The sequence below is a fragment of the Enterobacter sp. BNK-18 genome (assembly GCF_047456135.1).
Taxonomy (GTDB): Bacteria; Pseudomonadota; Gammaproteobacteria; order Enterobacterales; family Enterobacteriaceae; genus Enterobacter; species Enterobacter ludwigii.
This window is the reverse complement of sequence record NZ_CP179899.1, coordinates 3,024,167-3,039,946: the sequence shown is the minus strand read 5'-3', so window position 1 is coordinate 3,039,946 and position 15,780 is coordinate 3,024,167. Positions and strand designations below refer to the sequence as shown.

Below are 15,780 nucleotides of genomic sequence, written 5' to 3'. Positions count from 1 at the left end.
GAAAACTTGTGATCCCTTGCACAGCAGGCCCTGTAAAAGAATTTTCCGAATAGCCTATGCGCCTGAAGCCGTCTGGAGAAATGTTATTTGATTGTTCGTTTTAGAAAAGAAACCATAAAAACCACGGCAATAAATAAGGCGTATATCACATTAAATAAAAGAAACCATTAAAACCATAGCTGCCATAAAAACTTCGCTTTTAATATGCCATCCCTCACATAAAGTAAGCCTTTGTGACTCTAAGCTGAACGCACAAAATAACTAAGGGGCTTATTATGAGCACAACTGACGATTCTTTCTCTGTTACCCACGACCCGATTGATATTCAGCGACCATCACTCAAAGAGCGCTGGTGGCATATTATGGATACGTGGAAAATCGGAATTATCCCTCTGCCACTTTTTGTCCTGGCCGGCGCGCTGATTGCCATTGATTGCCTCGGCGGCAAACTGCCCAGCGATATCGTGGTGATGGTCGCCACGCTCGCGTTCTTCGGCTTTGCCTGCGGTGAGTTTGGCAAGCGCCTGCCGATTGTCGGTAAACTCGGCGCGGCGGCGATTTGCGCCACCTTTATTCCTTCGGCACTGGTCTATTACGGTCTGCTGCCGGATGTGGTGGTGGAGTCCACCACGAAGTTCTACAAATCCACCAACATTCTGTATCTCTACATCTGCTGCATCATTGTCGGCAGCATCATGAGCATGAACCGCACCGTGCTTATTCAGGGCTTCCTGCGCATCTTCTTCCCGATGCTGTGCGGCGAAATTGTCGGCATGATTGTTGGCATGGGCGTAGGGATAGCGCTGGGCCTTGAGCCATTCCAGATCTTCTTCTTTATCATTCTGCCGATCATGGCGGGCGGTGTTGGGGAAGGGGCGATCCCACTCTCCATCGGCTATGCCACCCTGCTGCATATGGACCAGGGCGTGGCGCTCGGTCGCGTTCTGCCTATGGTTATGCTCGGCGGCCTTACGGCAATCATCATCTCCGGCTGCCTCAATCAGCTCGGTAAACGTTACCCGCACCTGACCGGCGAAGGCCAGCTGATGCCTAACCGTGCGAATACTGATGAAACCACCGCACAGCCTGCGTTCTCCGGTAAAGCAGACGTCACCACGATCGCTTCTGGCGCACTGCTGGCCGTTCTGCTCTACATGCTGGGGATGCTCGGCCACAAGCTGATTGGCCTGCCCGCACCGGTTGGCATGCTGTTTATGGCGGTGCTGGTCAAGCTTTGCAATGGTGCTTCTCCGCGTCTGCTGGAAGGCTCTCAGGTGGTGTATAAATTCTTCCAGACGTCAGTAACTTACCCCATTCTCTTCGCCGTGGGCGTGGCCATTACCCCCTGGCATGAACTGGTCGCCGCATTCACGCTGACCAACCTGCTGGTGATTGTCAGCACCGTCTCCGCGCTGGTGGCGACCGGTTTCTTCGTTGGCAAAAAGATTGGCATGCACCCGATTGATGTCGCCATCGTCTCCTGCTGCCAGAGCGGCCAGGGCGGTACCGGTGACGTGGCGATTCTGACCGCAGGCAACCGTATGAGTCTGATGCCCTTCGCCCAGATTGCTACCCGTATTGGCGGCGCGATTAACGTCTCCATCTCTCTGCTGATACTGGGCAACTTCCTCGTTTAAGTTTTCAGGAAAGAACAATGAAACTCGCAAGCTTTTTATACCAGGGAACACGCAGCTACGGCATCGTTCAGGCCGAAGGTGTGATTGATTTAGGTCGCCGTCTCGGCGACCGCTACAGCGACCTCAAAGCGCTGCTGCAGGGCAACGGGCTGGCTGAGGCCACCCGTTATCTCAACGACGCCGTGGATGTCCCTCTGAATGCCATCACCTTCTTACCGGTGATTGAGCAGCCGGAAAAAATCCTCTGCGTGGGCATGAACTACGCCGACAAACGCAAAGAGTTTGACCAGCACAACCCGGCGCCGACGCTGTTTGTCCGCTTCCCGGATTCGCAGACCGGCCATAACGAACCGGTGCTGAAGCCGCGTCACTCCAGTGAATTCGACTACGAAGGAGAGCTGGCGGTCATCATCGGCAAAGCCGGAGAGAACATCAGCCGTGATGAGGCGCTGCGCCATGTGGCAGGTTACAGCTGCTATATGGACGGCTCCGCCCGCGACTGGCAGCACACCTGGTTTACGGCAGGCAAGAACTGGCGTCAGACCGGAGCGTTTGGCCCGTGGATGGCGACGGCGGATGAGATCCCGGACCCGCACCAGCTGGCGATCCGCACCTGGCTTAACGGCCGTATGGTGCAGGAAGACAACACCAGCAGCATGATCCACAAGGTCGCGGAGCTTATCGAATACATCAGCACCTTTACCCGCCTCAGCCCGGGCGATGTGATCATCACCGGCTCCCCTGGCGGCGTGGGCAAAAAGCGCAACCCGCCGCTGTTCATGAAAGAGGGCGATCGCATTGAGGTGGAGATCGAGCATATCGGTCATCTGAGCAATGTGATCATGGAAGCGCCCGCCACCGGGCTTGCGGCAGCACACTGAGTAAAACGGCATGAACAGTCAACCCACTATCGATTTTCGCCACACCCTTGTGGCGAAACACCCGGAACGCTTAAGCCAGATCCGTTACCTGCTGGCAGACAGCGGCCTTGGCCTGGACAACGACATCACGCTGTTTGTCGAAGCCTGGTCCGGCACGCAGCTGGTGGGTTGTGCCGGGCTTGCCGCTAACGTCATCAAGTGCGTGGCGGTAAACGAGCAGCTTCGTGGGGAGAACCTCAGCGCACGGTTGCTGGCAGAGGTGGAAAATGCGGCGCTGGAGCGCGGCCATTTTCACCTCTTCCTCTGCACCCGTCCGTGCAACAAGGAGCGCTTTGGCCGCAGCGGCTTCTGGCCGATTGCCCAGAGCGGGAACAACGCGGTGCTGATGGAGAACACCCCGCAGGGGATCCAGCGCTACTGCCGCGCGCTCAAGTGTCAGCGCAAGGCCGGGAAGAAGATTGGCGCGATCGTGATGAATGCGAATCCGTTTACCCTCGGCCACCGGCATCTGGTCGAGCAGGCCGCGGGGCAGTGCGATGCGCTGCATCTGTTTGTGGTGCGCGAGGATGCCTCGTTCTTCCCGTTCAGCGCCCGGCTAGAGATGGTACGGGCGGGCGTGGCGCATCTGCCGAACGTGATTGTGCATGAAGGATCGCAGTACATCATCTCCCGCGCCACGTTCCCGGCCTACTTCCTGAAAGAGACCGGCAAAGTACAGCAGGCGTGGAGCGAAATCGATGTGCTGATCTTCCGGGACTTCATCGCCCCGGCGCTGGGTATTACGCATCGCTTTATCGGTTCGGAGCCGTTTTGCGATATCACCCGTCAATACAACCAGACGCTGCACGACCTGCTGGCCTCGCAGATTGACGTGGTGGAAATGCCGCGCATCAAGGTCACCGGCAACGCTATTTCCGCGTCGGAAGTCCGCCGCTTGCTTAAGACACAGCAGTTTTCCCGGATCCGGGAGATTGTCCCGGACTCCACCTTCGCGCACCTCGAAACGCATTACCGTGCGAGTGCGGAAGTCGCATAACTATCAGGAATTTATCATGAAAATTGTAAGGGAGGCGCTGGCCGGTACACAGGAGTCCAGCGACCTGATGGTAAAAATTGCCCCCGCTCAGGGTGAGCTGGAAATTATCATCCACAGTGAAGTGATTAAGCAGTTTGGCGAACATATTCGCCAGGTCGTTAACGACACATTGCGCGCCATGAACGTGCACCAGGGATTAATTATTGTTGAAGACAAAGGGGCGCTGGACTGCGTGATCCGCGCCCGCCTGCAAAGCGCGCTCCTGCGCGCAGCCGATGAGCCGACACTCAACTGGAGGGCGCTGAAATGAGCAAACTCCGCCGCAGTATGCTGTTCCTGCCGGGCGCAAACGCCGCCATGCTCTCTACGGCATTTATCTACCGCCCGGACTCCATCATGTTTGACCTTGAAGACGCCGTCGCCCTGCGCGAGAAGGATACCGCGCGCATGCTGGTGTTTCATGCCCTGCAGCACCCGATGTATCAGGATATCGAAACCGTGGTGCGCATTAACCCGCTGAGCACGCCGTTTGGCTTGCTGGATCTGGAAGCCGCCGTGCGGGCAGGGGTGGACGTGATTCGATTGCCGAAAACCGACACCCCAGAGGATATCGATGAGCTGGAAGGGCATCTGGCGCGTATCGAGCGTGAATGTGGGCGCGAGCCGGGCTCGACCCGCGTCATGGCGGCTATTGAGTCGGCGATTGGGGTGATTAACGCCGTGGCCATTGCCCGCAGTTCTCCGCGCTTAATCGGGATCGCGCTGGCCGCCTTTGATTATGTGATGGACATGCAGACGGAACGCGGGGATGGCACTGAGCTGTTTTATGCCCGCTGTGCCGTGCTGCACGCCGCCCGCGCCGCGGGTATCGACGCTTTCGACGTGGTGTGGTCGGACGTTAACGATGAAGCCGGCTTCCTGCGCGAGGTCGATTTGATCCGCAAGATGGGCTTTAACGGTAAATCGCTGATTAACCCACGTCAGATTGACCTGTTACATAACGCCTATGCCCCAACCCAGCAGGAAGTGGATCACGCGAAACGGGTGATTGAAGCGGCAGAAGAGGGGGAGCGTAACGGCCTGGGCGTCGTGTCGCTCAACGGCAAAATGGTCGATGCCCCTATTATTAACCACGCGCAGATGGTGCTGGAACGCGCGGCGGCCTCCGGCGTGCGTCGTTAAGGATTACACAATGAATCAGACAGAACTTCTCCATGTGAATTTCCCCCATCTGCGGGACTTAAAACCGTTTGATGCCGCCCACAGCGCAACGCCATGGCTGAACAGCCCTGACGAAAAACACACCCGTAAGCTCTGTGCTTCGGTCGAAGAGGCGGTGTTACGCAGCGGGTTACAGGACGGGATGACCGTCTCCTTCCACCACGCGTTTCGCGAAGGCGACCGGGTGATCAATACCGTCGTGGCGCTGCTTGCGCGTATGGGCTTTAAAAACCTGACGCTGGCTTCCAGCTCGCTGATGACCTGTAACGACGCGCTGATCGAACACATCGAAAGCGGTGTTATCACCCGGATTTATACCTCCGGTATGCGGGGCAAGCTGGCGGACGCTATCTCACACGGGTTGATGGCCGAGCCGGTACAAATTCACTCCCACGGCGGGCGCGTGAAGCTGTTGCAGGACGGTGAGCTGAATATCGACGTGGCGTTTCTTGGCGTGCCGTGCAGCGATGAATTTGGCAACGCCAACGGCACGCACGGGAAATCGTGCTGCGGCTCGCTTGGCTATGCAATGGTGGATGCGCATTTCGCCCGTAAGGTGGTGCTGCTGACCGAAGCGCTGGTGCCGTTCCCGAATATGCCCGCCAGCCTGGTGCAGGATCAGGTGGATTACATTGTGCAGGTGGAGAGCGTGGGTGACCCGGCGAAAATCAGCGTCGGTGCGGCTCGCGTGACCAGTAATCCGCGTGAGCTGATGATTGCCCGCTACGCGGCGGATGTGATTGAACATTCAGGCTATTTCAAACCCGGTTTTTCCATGCAGACCGGCTCCGGTGCGGCGGCTACCGCCTGTACCCGCTTTATGGAGGAGAAAATGGAGCGCAGCGGCGTGAAGGCGCGCTTCGCGCTCGGGGGCATTACCGGCAGCCTGGTGGATCTGCACGAGAAAGGCCTGATCGAAAAGCTGCTTGATACCCAGTGTTTCGACGGCCAGGCCGCGGCCTCGCTGGCACGAAATCCGAATCATGTGGAGATCTCCACCAACGTTTATGCCAACCCCGGCAGCAAGGCAGCAAGCTGCGACCAGCTTGATGTGGTGATCCTCAGCGCCCTGGAAATTGACGTCGATTTTAACGTCAATGTTATTACCGGCTCTGACGGCGTAATGCGTGGGGCATCCGGCGGACATTGTGATGTGGCCGCGGCGGCGAACCTGACCATCGTGGTCGCCCCCCTGCTGCGTAGCCGTATTCCAACCGTCGTGAAGCGGGTGACCACCCGGCTGACGCCCGGGGAGAGCATCGACGTGCTGGTTACCGATCACGGCATCGCGGTTAACCCGGCACGCCCGGAAATCCGCGAACGACTGCTTGCCGCAGGTCTCAACGTTGTCGATATCAACGCGCTTTTCGAGCGGGCGATATCACTGACCGGCGTACCAAAACCCATTGAGTTTACCGACAAAATCGTCGGTGTGATCCGCTACCGCGACGGCAGCGTCATCGACACCGTTCGACAGGTGAAGGAGTAATGATGACTGTAGCGACACCCGTGCGGGCGGGTGTCAGCCTGGAGGAGCTGCTGGCGGCGAAAGAGCGCCGTGCAGCACGCCAGACTGACTGGCTCACGCACTATCAACAACCGGTGATTTCTCTCACGCTCGTCACCCCCGGGGAGATCAAAGACAGCCTGCGCTATCGCAATACGATGGGCGTGGCATTGCAGATGTGCGACCAGCTGCTGTGGGAAAACCGCTGGCAGGTGCTGGACCGCCAGGTGCTGTGGCTGCCCACCGGGCCAGAAGCAATCTGGTGCGTGGCGCATCCGGCGGCGGAAATCAAAGCGCACTGTACGGATCTGGAGCAGACTCACCCGCTCGGCAGGCTGTGGGATTTGGATGTGATCTGCCCGGCACAGGGGCATGTGGGGCGCCAGTCTTTAGGGGCACACCTCCGGCGCTGTCTGGTATGTGATGAGCCTGCCCACGCCTGTTCCCGTTCGCGTAAGCATCCTGTAGAGCAGGTGGTGGCTCGCGTGGAGAAGATGATCGATGACTGGTTTGCTCGCGACTAACCCGCAGCCATGCGATGTGCCAGGGCTCGCCGAAGAGGCGTTATGGCAGGAGCTGGCGTTGACGCCCAAGCCGGGTCTGGTGGATAAGCTCAACAACGGTGCACACCGCGATATGGACCATGCGCTGTTTGCCCGCAGTATTGCGGCCATCACCCCGTGGTTTGCGCGCTTTGCAGAGCTGGGTCATACCCATGCGGATAAACCCGCGGCGGAACAAATACGGATCATTCGCCCGATGGGCATTGCCTGTGAACAGGCAATGTACGCTGCAACATGCGGGGTGAACACGCATAAAGGCGGCATTTTTGCCCTCGGTTTGCTGTGCTTTGCCGCCGGACGTGTGAAACACGCCACGGCTGAGAGCCTCTGTAGTGAGGTGAGTCACCTCTGTCGCGGGCTGGTGGCGCGTGAGCTGGCGGCGCGCAGTGGACAGGCGACGGCAGGGGAGCGGCAGTTTCAGCAGTATGGTTTAACCGGCGCGCGGGGCGAAGCGGAAAGCGGTTTTGCTACGGTGCGTGCAGCGCTGGCGCAATGGAACGGGCACGCGCTGCATGACCTGCTGCTGCGCCTGATGGCGATGAATCAGGACAGTAACCTGGTGTCGCGCGGCGGTATGGAAGGGCTGCGTTATGTGCAGGGTTATGCGCGGGCATTACTGACGCGTGGCTGGGATCGTGATGCATTAATACAGATGGACAATGCGCTCATTGAACGGAATTTAAGCCCGGGGGGCAGTGCGGATTTATTGTCGGTAGGATGGGTGCTGGCGAAATTACCCCTCTCCTGAAAGGAGAGGGGATAATCATTAATGCGCGATAGGCTGCGCAGCGTGCGGTTCGCGTACGTGCTTGTACTTGAACAGTGCGATAAACGCGAAGAACAGTACCAACGAGTACGCGGCGAAGATAAGCCACACGGGCTGCCAGTTGGTGATGCCGTTAGTGGTGTACATCTCAACCACTTTACCGCTCACCACACCGCCCAGAATACAGCCGAAGCCGTTGGTCATCATCAGGAACATACCCTGAGCACTGGCGCGAATTTCAGGTTTCACCTCTTTTTCCACAAACACCGAACCAGAGATGTTGAAGAAGTCGAAGGCGCAGCCGTAAACAATCATCGACAGAACCAGCAGCACGGTACCGAACGGGCTTGGGTCGCCGTAGGCAAACAGACCGAAGCGCAACATCCATGCAGCGATACTGATCAGCATGACGTTCTTGATGCCGTAGCGGCTCAGGAAGAACGGGATGGTCAGGATGAACAGCGTCTCAGAGATCTGAGAGATGGACATCATCACTGACGCATGTTCAACGATAAAGCTGCCAGAGAACAGCGGGTTATTGTCGAAGCTGTGCAGGAAGGTGTTGCCGAACATGTTGGTGATCTGCAGTTCCGCACCCAGCAGCATGGAGAAGATAAAGAAGATCGCCATGCGTTTGTTTTTAAACAGCGCAAAGGCGTCCAGACCGAGCATGGTGCTCCAGCTCTGGTTTTTCTGCTGGTTAGACACCGGAATATGCGGCAGGGTCAGGGTAAACAGCGCCAGCACCACGGAGAGTGCCGCCCCGATGTAGAGCTGCATATGGCTCAGTTCGAAGCCTGCGAAGCTCACGCCCCACATTGCCATGATAAAGCCGATGGTGCCCCAGATACGGATTGGCGGGAAATCGGTGACGATTTCCATACCGGCAGATTTCAGGCGGTAGTAGGAGATGGTGTTGATCAGGCCAAGCGTTGGCATGTAGGCCAGCGAGTTAAACAGGATCACCATGAACATCGCCCCCGGCGTGGTGACCTGGGCTGCCATAAACAGCGTCCCCGCACCCACCAGATGGCAAAGCATGTACAGCCATTTCGCACTTAACCATTTATCCGCCACGATACCCAGCAGCGTTGGCATAAAGACAGCCGCAATGCCGAGCGAGCTGTAGACGGCACCGATAGACGCACCATCGAACTTGAGCGTCACAAACATATAGGAGCCGAGTGTAGTTAGCCAGCTACCCCACAGGCAGAACTGCAGAAACGACAATATTTTAAGCTGCAGCTTAAGGTTCATGTTACTTTCCTCACAAGTGAGCGGGAGATATGTTGTTATAGGAACATTCAGGGTTGTTATTTGATGCAATTCTATCAGCAGGCGAGTTTATGTTTTGTTACCTCCCGCAAAAAAATGCAATCCACATTAATTTGCAGTTTGGATTGTGATGCAAATAACATTTTCGTATGGGTGGGAGCGGGGAGGGTGCGGTCTGATGCCCTCACCCTGCCCTCTCCCACAGGAAGAGGGCAGGGTAAAGGGTTTAGCGTCGACGGTAGTTTTTTTGCGCCGTGTTCACTTTATACAGATAACGACGCGATTCCGCAGACGGGTGTCGGGTGGTAAGCGTTGAATAGACATCCCCCGGCGCCATACTGTTGATGATATTCGCCGCCTGCACTTTGTCACTCGAGAAGACGCGCAGGACGCTGCCCGCACCGCCGTTATACGCGGTGATCACCGCATAGCGACGTGATGTCGGGTTATCAATTCCACCCAGGTAGACATTGTTGAGCATCGCCAGGTAGGCGGTGCCGGTATCAATGTTGTTTTGTGGATCGAACAGATAACTGCGGCTCGGCGTACCGGATTTACCCTGAGCGCGGAAGACGTCTTTACCTGCGCTGTGCTGCACGACCTGCATCAGTCCCAGCGCGTCGGAACGGCTTACCGCGTACGGGTTAAACGACGATTCGGTCTGCATGATCGCCAGGATCAGCGACTCATCCACGCCGTACTTACGCGAGGCCTGACGCACCATGCCAATGTACTTATGCGCACGTTTGTCGAGGTGGTTCGGCACGAGGTTAATGGTGACGCTGTAGATGATCTTCAGGCCGTTAGAGCGGCTTTTCAGGCGCGTCTGCAGCAGATAATCGGCAAATTTTGTGGCACGCCCTTCCCAGCGGATGGCCTGTCCGGTCTGATCGACAACCTGGCCGTACAGGAACGGTTCTTTGGAGATGGTGATGTCATCGGCGTCGGAGTAGAGATCGATTGAGCCTGGATCGTCACCCATCAGCAAGGTTTTCACGATCGCCTGACGTAACCGTGCGGCAGGTTCGGTGCCTGCGATGGTTTCAACCGTGATAGTCCCCTCATCAAAGTTGATGTGGCTACGGGTCTGATAGGCGTCGGTGTACTTAACGTAGTCCTTAGGTCCGGCAATAAGAACTTCGTTAAATCCCCATATATTTTCGATGTTATGGGCAAACTGCCCCATCAAAATGTCAAAACCGTTGGTGTCCTTTATCCAGGCTTCGTTGTAATCATCGCCTTTTTTGGAAGAACAAGAGACAAGCAACGGCGCAACAAGGGCTAGCGCTAAAAATTTTTTCATCATTCCGGGAGTGCGTGTTGTGTTTGCTTGTACGGCGGAGTTGCCCCCGCACGCTGTTATTTTTCCGGCGGCGTATAGCCTTCGATGTGGACGTCTTTGCCTTCGAACAGGAAGTTCACCATCTCCTGCTCAAGCAGTTTGCGGTGCTCCGGGTTCATCATGCTGAGTTTCTTCTCGTTGATCAGCATGGTCTGTTTTTTCTGCCACTGTCCCCAGGCTTCTTTGGAAATTTCGTTATAGATGCGCTTACCCAGTTCGCCCGGATAAAGCTGGAAATCCTGGCCTTCAGCGTCACGCTGCAGGAAAGTACAAAAAATAGTTCTGGCCATACTCATTCCTCTGTTGGTGGCTGATGCTAAACCATTGCACCGGCACGTAATTGCTGTAACAGGCGCTCCACGGGAGCCGCCAGCCCGACTGATGGCGGTTGCGCTAAGTTATACCAGAGAGCCGTTCCTTCATCCATGCAGGCGGTGATTGAGGACACGGGAAGCCACATCGGTACAATATCCAGATGGAAATGGCTAAAGGTATGACGAAACGCGGTCAGCTGCGTCAGGTTATCGGCAGCGATGCCGCGCTGTTTAAGCCATTCCCGTAACAATTCTTCATCTTCAAACTGTGGGAAGCAGTATAGACCACCCCACAGGCCGCTCGGCGGCCGCTGCGCCAGAAAGACGCCATCGCCATGCTGCATCAACAGCATGTAGCCGGTGCGCTCTGGCAGCGTCTGCTTTGGCTTTTTGCCCGGATACTGCGCCCATGAATGGTTCGCATAAGCCACGCAGAGATTATTGACCGGGCAAAGTTCGCATTTCGGTTTTGATCGCGTGCAGACCATGGCCCCCAGGTCCATCATCGCCTGGTTAAAGCGCTCCACGCCTTTTGCCGGGGTAACCGCTTCGCTGATCTCCCACAGCCGTTTTTCGACCTCTTTTTTTCCCGGCCAGCCGTCAACGGCATAGCATCGTGCGAGGACGCGCTTCACGTTGCCGTCGAGGATCGGGAAATGTTTACCTAAAGACAGGGAGAGGATTGCGCCAGCGGTTGAACGTCCGACGCCGGGCAAATCAGCCACTTCATCGAAGGTTTCCGGAAATGTGCCGTGGTGTCGGGTCGCCACCTGCTGCGCGGCTTTATGCAAATTGCGCGCACGGGCGTAGTAACCGAGACCGGTCCACAGGTGCAACACCTCGTCTAATGGCGCATTGGCCAGGTCGGTCACCGTTGGGAAACGTGCCATAAAGCGCTCGAAGTAGGGAATCACCGTAGCGACCTGCGTTTGTTGCAACATCACTTCGGAGAGCCATACTTTGTAAGGCGTTTTTTCAATTTGCCAGGGCAGGGTTTTACGCCCGTATTTGTCGTACCAGTCCAGCACCTGGGCTGAAAATTGAGAGGCTTGCATGGTCATCGATTCGTATAATCAGGGACGCCGATTGCAGCACAGCGTCAATCTGCTGTAAACCGGATCTTTCCCATGCTTGCATAGAAGCCTTAACTTTGGATAATGCCCGTTTCCCGAACATTCTCACAAGCAGACAACTCTTTTATGAAAAACGACGTCATTTCACCGGAATTTGATGAAAACGGTCGCCCGCTGCGCCGTATTCGCAGCTTTGTCCGCCGTCAGGGTCGCCTGACCAAAGGGCAGCAACATGCGCTGGACAACTACTGGCCGGTGATGGGCGTTGAGTTCAGCGAGCAGCCTCTGGACTTTACCGAGCTGTTTGGCCGCGACGCGCCGGTAACACTGGAGATTGGCTTCGGTATGGGGTCTTCACTGGTTACCATGGCCCACGCGCGCCCGGAGCAAAATTTCCTCGGCATTGAGGTGCACTCACCAGGCGTAGGCGCATGTCTGGCAACGGCTCATGAAGAGGGCGTTGAGAACCTGCGCGTTATGTGTCACGACGCGGTTGAAGTGCTGCACAAAATGATTCCTGACAATTCTTTGACCATGGTTCAGCTCTTTTTCCCTGACCCGTGGCACAAAGCACGGCATAATAAACGCCGTATCGTTCAGGCGCCGTTTGCTGAGCTGGTAAAAAGTAAGCTGAAACTGGGCGGTGTCTTCCATATGGCGACCGACTGGGAACCTTATGCGGAACATATGCTGGAAGTCATGTCGTCTCTGGACGGGTATAAAAACCAGTCTGCAAGCAACGACTATGTACCGCGTCCCGATTCACGTCCGGTGACAAAATTTGAACAGCGTGGCCATCGTCTTGGTCACGGCGTATGGGACTTAATGTTCGAGAGGGTGAAATAATGGCAAAGAATCGTAGCCGTCGTCTGCGTAAAAAAATGCACATCGAAGAATTCCAGGAAGTGGGCTTCTCCGTTGCGTGGCGTTTCCCGGAAGGCACCAGCGTAGACCAGATCGATCAGGACGTAGATGCGTTCATTAATGAAGTGATCGAGCCAAACAAGCTGGCCTTTGATGGTAGCGGTTATCTGGCATGGGAAGGTCTGATCTGCACCCAGGAAGTCGGTAAATGCACCGAAGAACATCAGGCGCTTGTACGCAAATGGCTTGAAGACCACAAACTGGAAGATGTCCGCGTCAGCGAACTTTTTGACGTTTGGTGGGACTAATTAAGCAGTAAGGGGGCCAGCATTAGCTGGCCCATTTTGTCTGAGGGAGTGTTTAAGATGCGCAAAACGTTGCTGGCTGTTGCCTTAATGGCAACCGGATTCACCGCTCATGCGGAGTATAAATGTAGCGTCACCCCGCGTGATGACGTGGTGTTAAGCCCGCAAACCGTGCAGGTCAAAGGCGAGAACGGTCATCTGGTGATTACGCCGGACGGGAACGTCACATTTAATGGTAAACAGTACAACCTGACCCCCGCTCAGCGTGAGCAGGCGAAAGACTACCAGGCCGATTTGCGTACCGCGCTGCCGTGGATTGATGAAGGTGCCCTGACGCGCGTAGAGAAGAGCCGCGTCGCGCTGGATAAGATCATCACCAAAGAGGTGGGAGAGAGCAGTAACATGCGCACCCGCCTGACGAAGCTCGACAAACAGCTGAAAGAGCAGATGAACCGCATTATTGAGCATCGCGCCGACGGCCTGACGTTCCATTACAAGGCAATCGATCAGGTTCGTGCCGACGGTCAGCAGCTGGTGAACCAGGCAATGGGTGGTATCCTGCAGGACAGCATTAACGAGATGGGGGCTAAAGCGGTGCTGAAAGGCGGCGGTAACCCACTGCAGGGCGTGCTCGGTAGCCTGGGTGGTCTGCAGACCTCAATTCAGAACGAGTGGAAGAACCAGGAAGACGATTTCCAGCAGTTCGGCAAAGACGTCTGTAAACGCGTAGTGTCGCTGGAAGATAGCCGCAAGGCGCTGGTGGGGACGCTGAAGTAATTTCCCCTCACCCTAACCCTCTCCCCAAAGGGGCGAGGGGATGGTTTGCTCCCTTTCCCTTTTAGAGAGAGGGCCGGGGTGAGGGTTGCAGCATTTGCAGTGTTTCAAGGATCTTTTCTAACACCGCTTCTTCGTTATTCCAGAGTTCGTTGTTCCAAAATCGAATGACATACCAGCCTTTCTCGTTAAGCCAGCACGTTCTTTGACGATCGTATTCCTGCTTTTCATCATGTTGCCCGCCATCCAGTTCAATAGCCAGATGAGCCGCACAGCAGGCGAAATCCAGAATGTAGTGATCTACAGGATGTGGTCGACGAAATTTATAATTTTCGAAGCGGCGGCTGCGCAGTAGATACCAAAGCCGTCTTTCTTCTTTTGTCAGCTCCCGTCTGAGCTGTTTTGCATCAGTACGAGTAATATCCATCCCCACACTCTGCCAGCCTTTTCCTCAGCCGGCAGAATGGGGTGCAAAATCCTGAATCAGCCTTCAGGAATCTTCTGCGAGGAACAACTCAAGGAGGGAGTTTAAAAACAGTTTGCCGTGCTCGGTGATCTGCCAGTAATCCTCACACTCGGTGAGATATCCCTGCGCCAGCGCCTCGTCAATCTGCGGACGAATCGTGGCTTCCGGCAATCCGGTATAACGCGCAAACTCCGCACGTGGTGCGGGTTCCAGCAAGCGGAAGCGGTTCATAAAGAACTCAAACGGTTTATCCGCCGCCTCAACATCATGCTGACGTTCAAGGTAGCGGCCTTCCATGTAACCACGCGGATGACGCGTTTTGGCGGTACGCAGGATGCGCCCGTCAGGGAAGGTCACTTTACCGTGCGCGCCACAGCCAATCCCCAGATAATCACCAAAGCGCCAGTAGTTCAGGTTGTGCTGACACTGGTAACCCGGCTTCGCGTATGCGGAGGTTTCGTATTGCTGATAACCTGCCGCGGTCAAAAGCTGATGACCTTGCTCAAAGATATCCCACAGGGCGTCATCATCCGGCAGCACCGGCGGACGGGAACCAAACAGCGTGTTTGGCTCAATAGTCAACTGATACCAGGAGAGATGCGGTGGGTTAAGGGCGATCGCCTGACGCAGATCGTCCAGCGCTTCCTCCAGCGACTGGTCCGGCAGGCCGTGCATCAAATCCAGGTTAAAGCTGCGCAGGCCTAAGCCAGTGGCCAGGTTTGCCGCGCGCTTTGCCTCTTCCGGGCCGTGAATGCGTCCCAGACGTTTCAGCTTCGGCTCGCTAAAGCTCTGGACACCGATCGAGATGCGGTTTACGCCTGCACGTTGATAATCGACAAAACGGTCGGCTTCAACGGTGCCGGGGTTGGCTTCCATTGTTATTTCAGCATCCGCGGCCAGGTTCAGGCGCGCACGCACGCCGTCCAGCAGCGTTTGCATCGCCGGGCCAGAAAGCAGGCTCGGCGTACCGCCACCAATGAAAATGGTCTTAACTTCACGTCCCTGTGCGTAAGGTACATCGGCATCGAGGTCGGCCAGCAGATGCGCAACGTAGTCATCATGCGGCACTTCACCTTTCAGCGCGTGCGAGTTGAAATCGCAGTACGGGCATTTCTGCACGCACCACGGGATGTGAATATAAAGACTCAGAGGCGGCAAATTAGCCATTACGCAGTGCTTCCAGTAACAGTTTCAGGGCGCGTCCACGGTGGGAAATCGCGCTTTTCTCTTCGCGGGACAGTTCCGCAGCGGTTTTGCCCTCAGACGGGACAAAGAAAATCGGGTCGTAGCCAAAGCCACCACTGCCTGCCGCTTCACGGGTAATCACACCCGGCCAGCTGCCGTGGCAGACGACTGGCGTAGGGTCTTCGGCATGACGCAGATAGACCAGTACGCAGTGGAACTGAGCCTGGCGTTTATCATCTGGCACGTCTTTCAGTGCGACAAGCAGCTTTTCCAGATTCTGCTGGTCGGTGGCATCGACGCCAGAATAGCGTGCGGAGTAGATACCCGGCGCACCGCCAAGGGCATCTACCGCCAGACCGGAGTCGTCGGCAATCGCGGGCAAACCGGTAATCTGTGCGGCATGGCGCGCTTTCAGGATCGCGTTTTCGATAAACGTCAGCCCTGTCTCTTCAGCGGACTCCACACCCAGTTCGGTCTGTGCAACGACATCCAGTCCAAAATCATTTAATAGCGAGGCCAGCTCGCGCACTTTACCGGCGTTACCGGTAGCGAGAACAACTTTCTGCATGGT

The 15,780-nt window shown here is 56.1% G+C and carries 18 protein-coding genes; 11 read left to right on the top strand and 7 right to left on the bottom strand.

All coding sequences use genetic code 11. From position 1 onward, the window contains the following. Positions 1–275 precede the first annotated feature (275 nt). The 8 genes from ACMGG3_RS14610 to citG are packed head-to-tail and all read left to right on the top strand — an operon-like array spanning position 276 to position 7,593. Positions 276–1,637 (top strand): 2-hydroxycarboxylate transporter family protein, encoded by a 1,362-nt coding sequence (locus ACMGG3_RS14610; protein ID WP_014171589.1) that lies wholly within the window; start codon positions 276–278, stop codon positions 1,635–1,637. 17 nt (positions 1,638–1,654) lie between these two features. Next, a complete protein-coding gene (locus ACMGG3_RS14605) occupies positions 1,655–2,518 on the top strand; it encodes a fumarylacetoacetate hydrolase family protein (RefSeq protein ID WP_014171588.1) in 864 nt (287 codons plus the stop codon). A gap of 10 nt (positions 2,519–2,528) precedes the next feature. Further along, on the top strand, positions 2,529–3,554 hold the full coding sequence (gene citC, locus ACMGG3_RS14600; protein ID WP_014171587.1) for a [citrate (pro-3S)-lyase] ligase: 1,026 nt from the start codon (positions 2,529–2,531) through the stop codon (positions 3,552–3,554). Positions 3,555–3,570: 16 nt separating this feature from the next. Then, positions 3,571–3,864, top strand: a complete 294-nt coding sequence (gene citD / locus ACMGG3_RS14595; protein ID WP_151711734.1) for a citrate lyase acyl carrier protein — start codon at positions 3,571–3,573, stop codon at positions 3,862–3,864. After that, positions 3,861–4,736, top strand: coding sequence for a citrate (pro-3S)-lyase subunit beta (citE, locus tag ACMGG3_RS14590; RefSeq protein ID WP_014171585.1), 876 nt, complete (start codon positions 3,861–3,863; stop codon positions 4,734–4,736). Before citD ends, citE begins: the two co-directional genes overlap by 4 nt. A 10-nt stretch (positions 4,737–4,746) precedes the next feature. Continuing rightward, positions 4,747–6,264, top strand: coding sequence for a citrate lyase subunit alpha (gene citF / locus ACMGG3_RS14585; protein ID WP_032678955.1), 1,518 nt, complete (start codon positions 4,747–4,749; stop codon positions 6,262–6,264). Between the two features lie 2 nt (positions 6,265–6,266). Continuing rightward, a complete protein-coding gene (gene citX / locus ACMGG3_RS14580) occupies positions 6,267–6,806 on the top strand; it encodes a citrate lyase holo-[acyl-carrier protein] synthase (protein ID WP_032680312.1) in 540 nt (179 codons plus the stop codon). Beyond that, positions 6,784–7,593 carry a triphosphoribosyl-dephospho-CoA synthase CitG gene (citG, locus tag ACMGG3_RS14575; RefSeq protein WP_020883684.1) on the top strand — a complete coding sequence of 270 codons (810 nt, stop codon included), beginning with the start codon at positions 6,784–6,786 and terminating at the stop codon, positions 7,591–7,593. The genes citX and citG overlap by 23 nt, the downstream gene beginning before the upstream one ends. A gap of 18 nt (positions 7,594–7,611) precedes the next feature. On the opposite strand, the gene ACMGG3_RS14570 is transcribed toward citG, so the two are convergent. The 4 genes from ACMGG3_RS14570 to mutY all read right to left on the bottom strand — a co-directional run bounded on the left by ACMGG3_RS14570 (position 7,612) and on the right by mutY (position 11,597). Then, positions 7,612–8,868, bottom strand: coding sequence for a nucleoside permease (locus ACMGG3_RS14570; protein ID WP_020883685.1), 1,257 nt, complete (start codon positions 8,866–8,868; stop codon positions 7,612–7,614). A gap of 244 nt (positions 8,869–9,112) precedes the next feature. Beyond that, positions 9,113–10,189 carry a membrane-bound lytic murein transglycosylase MltC gene (mltC, locus tag ACMGG3_RS14565; RefSeq protein WP_414149920.1) on the bottom strand — a complete coding sequence of 359 codons (1,077 nt, stop codon included), beginning with the start codon at positions 10,187–10,189 and terminating at the stop codon, positions 9,113–9,115. A gap of 56 nt (positions 10,190–10,245) precedes the next feature. Further along, positions 10,246–10,518 (bottom strand): oxidative damage protection protein, encoded by a 273-nt coding sequence (locus ACMGG3_RS14560; RefSeq protein ID WP_013098674.1) that lies wholly within the window; start codon positions 10,516–10,518, stop codon positions 10,246–10,248. 26 nt (positions 10,519–10,544) lie between these two features. Next, positions 10,545–11,597 carry an A/G-specific adenine glycosylase gene (gene mutY / locus ACMGG3_RS14555; RefSeq protein WP_020883686.1) on the bottom strand — a complete coding sequence of 351 codons (1,053 nt, stop codon included), beginning with the start codon at positions 11,595–11,597 and terminating at the stop codon, positions 10,545–10,547. Between the two features lie 144 nt (positions 11,598–11,741). On the opposite strand from mutY, the gene trmB reads away from it, so the two are divergent. From trmB to ACMGG3_RS14540, 3 genes are read left to right on the top strand one after another with little or no spacing between them, the layout of a single operon-like run. After that, the gene (trmB, locus tag ACMGG3_RS14550) at positions 11,742–12,461 is read left to right on the top strand and encodes a tRNA (guanosine(46)-N7)-methyltransferase TrmB (protein WP_020883687.1); all 720 of its coding nucleotides are present in this window, start codon (positions 11,742–11,744) and stop codon (positions 12,459–12,461) included. Further along, positions 12,461–12,787 carry a YggL family protein gene (locus ACMGG3_RS14545; protein WP_020883688.1) on the top strand — a complete coding sequence of 109 codons (327 nt, stop codon included), beginning with the start codon at positions 12,461–12,463 and terminating at the stop codon, positions 12,785–12,787. Before trmB ends, ACMGG3_RS14545 begins: the two co-directional genes overlap by 1 nt. A gap of 57 nt (positions 12,788–12,844) precedes the next feature. Continuing rightward, positions 12,845–13,561 carry a DUF2884 domain-containing protein gene (locus ACMGG3_RS14540; RefSeq protein WP_040018846.1) on the top strand — a complete coding sequence of 239 codons (717 nt, stop codon included), beginning with the start codon at positions 12,845–12,847 and terminating at the stop codon, positions 13,559–13,561. Between the two features lie 61 nt (positions 13,562–13,622). On the opposite strand, the gene ACMGG3_RS14535 is transcribed toward ACMGG3_RS14540, so the two are convergent. The 3 genes from ACMGG3_RS14535 to ACMGG3_RS14525 form a co-directional block, all read right to left on the bottom strand. Further along, the gene (locus tag ACMGG3_RS14535) at positions 13,623–13,985 is read right to left on the bottom strand and encodes an endonuclease domain-containing protein (RefSeq protein WP_257806075.1); all 363 of its coding nucleotides are present in this window, start codon (positions 13,983–13,985) and stop codon (positions 13,623–13,625) included. Between the two features lie 63 nt (positions 13,986–14,048). Beyond that, the gene (gene hemW / locus ACMGG3_RS14530; RefSeq protein ID WP_014171573.1) at positions 14,049–15,191 is read right to left on the bottom strand and encodes a radical SAM family heme chaperone HemW; all 1,143 of its coding nucleotides are present in this window, start codon (positions 15,189–15,191) and stop codon (positions 14,049–14,051) included. Beyond that, on the bottom strand, positions 15,184–15,777 hold the full coding sequence (locus ACMGG3_RS14525; RefSeq protein ID WP_138614615.1) for an XTP/dITP diphosphatase: 594 nt from the start codon (positions 15,775–15,777) through the stop codon (positions 15,184–15,186). The genes hemW and ACMGG3_RS14525 overlap by 8 nt, the downstream gene beginning before the upstream one ends. Between the last annotated feature and the right edge of the window lie 3 nt (positions 15,778–15,780).

What these genes read in the sequence shown, in the direction of transcription:
- ACMGG3_RS14610 (WP_014171589.1), top strand. Translation starts at nt 276, where the DNA reads ATGAGCACAACTGACGATTCTTTCTCTGTTACCCACGACCCGATTGAT.
- ACMGG3_RS14605 (WP_014171588.1), top strand. Translation starts at nt 1,655, where the DNA reads ATGAAACTCGCAAGCTTTTTATACCAGGGAACACGCAGCTACGGCATC.
- citC (WP_014171587.1), top strand. Translation starts at nt 2,529, where the DNA reads ATGAACAGTCAACCCACTATCGATTTTCGCCACACCCTTGTGGCGAAA.
- citD (WP_151711734.1), top strand. Translation starts at nt 3,571, where the DNA reads ATGAAAATTGTAAGGGAGGCGCTGGCCGGTACACAGGAGTCCAGCGAC.
- citE (WP_014171585.1), top strand. Translation starts at nt 3,861, where the DNA reads ATGAGCAAACTCCGCCGCAGTATGCTGTTCCTGCCGGGCGCAAACGCC.
- citF (WP_032678955.1), top strand. Translation starts at nt 4,747, where the DNA reads ATGAATCAGACAGAACTTCTCCATGTGAATTTCCCCCATCTGCGGGAC.
- citX (WP_032680312.1), top strand. Translation starts at nt 6,267, where the DNA reads ATGACTGTAGCGACACCCGTGCGGGCGGGTGTCAGCCTGGAGGAGCTG.
- citG (WP_020883684.1), top strand. Translation starts at nt 6,784, where the DNA reads ATGACTGGTTTGCTCGCGACTAACCCGCAGCCATGCGATGTGCCAGGG.
- ACMGG3_RS14570 (WP_020883685.1), bottom strand. Translation starts at nt 8,868, where the DNA reads ATGAACCTTAAGCTGCAGCTTAAAATATTGTCGTTTCTGCAGTTCTGC.
- mltC (WP_414149920.1), bottom strand. Translation starts at nt 10,189, where the DNA reads ATGAAAAAATTTTTAGCGCTAGCCCTTGTTGCGCCGTTGCTTGTCTCT.
- ACMGG3_RS14560 (WP_013098674.1), bottom strand. Translation starts at nt 10,518, where the DNA reads ATGGCCAGAACTATTTTTTGTACTTTCCTGCAGCGTGACGCTGAAGGC.
- mutY (WP_020883686.1), bottom strand. Translation starts at nt 11,597, where the DNA reads ATGCAAGCCTCTCAATTTTCAGCCCAGGTGCTGGACTGGTACGACAAA.
- trmB (WP_020883687.1), top strand. Translation starts at nt 11,742, where the DNA reads ATGAAAAACGACGTCATTTCACCGGAATTTGATGAAAACGGTCGCCCG.
- ACMGG3_RS14545 (WP_020883688.1), top strand. Translation starts at nt 12,461, where the DNA reads ATGGCAAAGAATCGTAGCCGTCGTCTGCGTAAAAAAATGCACATCGAA.
- ACMGG3_RS14540 (WP_040018846.1), top strand. Translation starts at nt 12,845, where the DNA reads ATGCGCAAAACGTTGCTGGCTGTTGCCTTAATGGCAACCGGATTCACC.
- ACMGG3_RS14535 (WP_257806075.1), bottom strand. Translation starts at nt 13,985, where the DNA reads ATGGATATTACTCGTACTGATGCAAAACAGCTCAGACGGGAGCTGACA.
- hemW (WP_014171573.1), bottom strand. Translation starts at nt 15,191, where the DNA reads ATGGCTAATTTGCCGCCTCTGAGTCTTTATATTCACATCCCGTGGTGC.
- ACMGG3_RS14525 (WP_138614615.1), bottom strand. Translation starts at nt 15,777, where the DNA reads ATGCAGAAAGTTGTTCTCGCTACCGGTAACGCCGGTAAAGTGCGCGAG.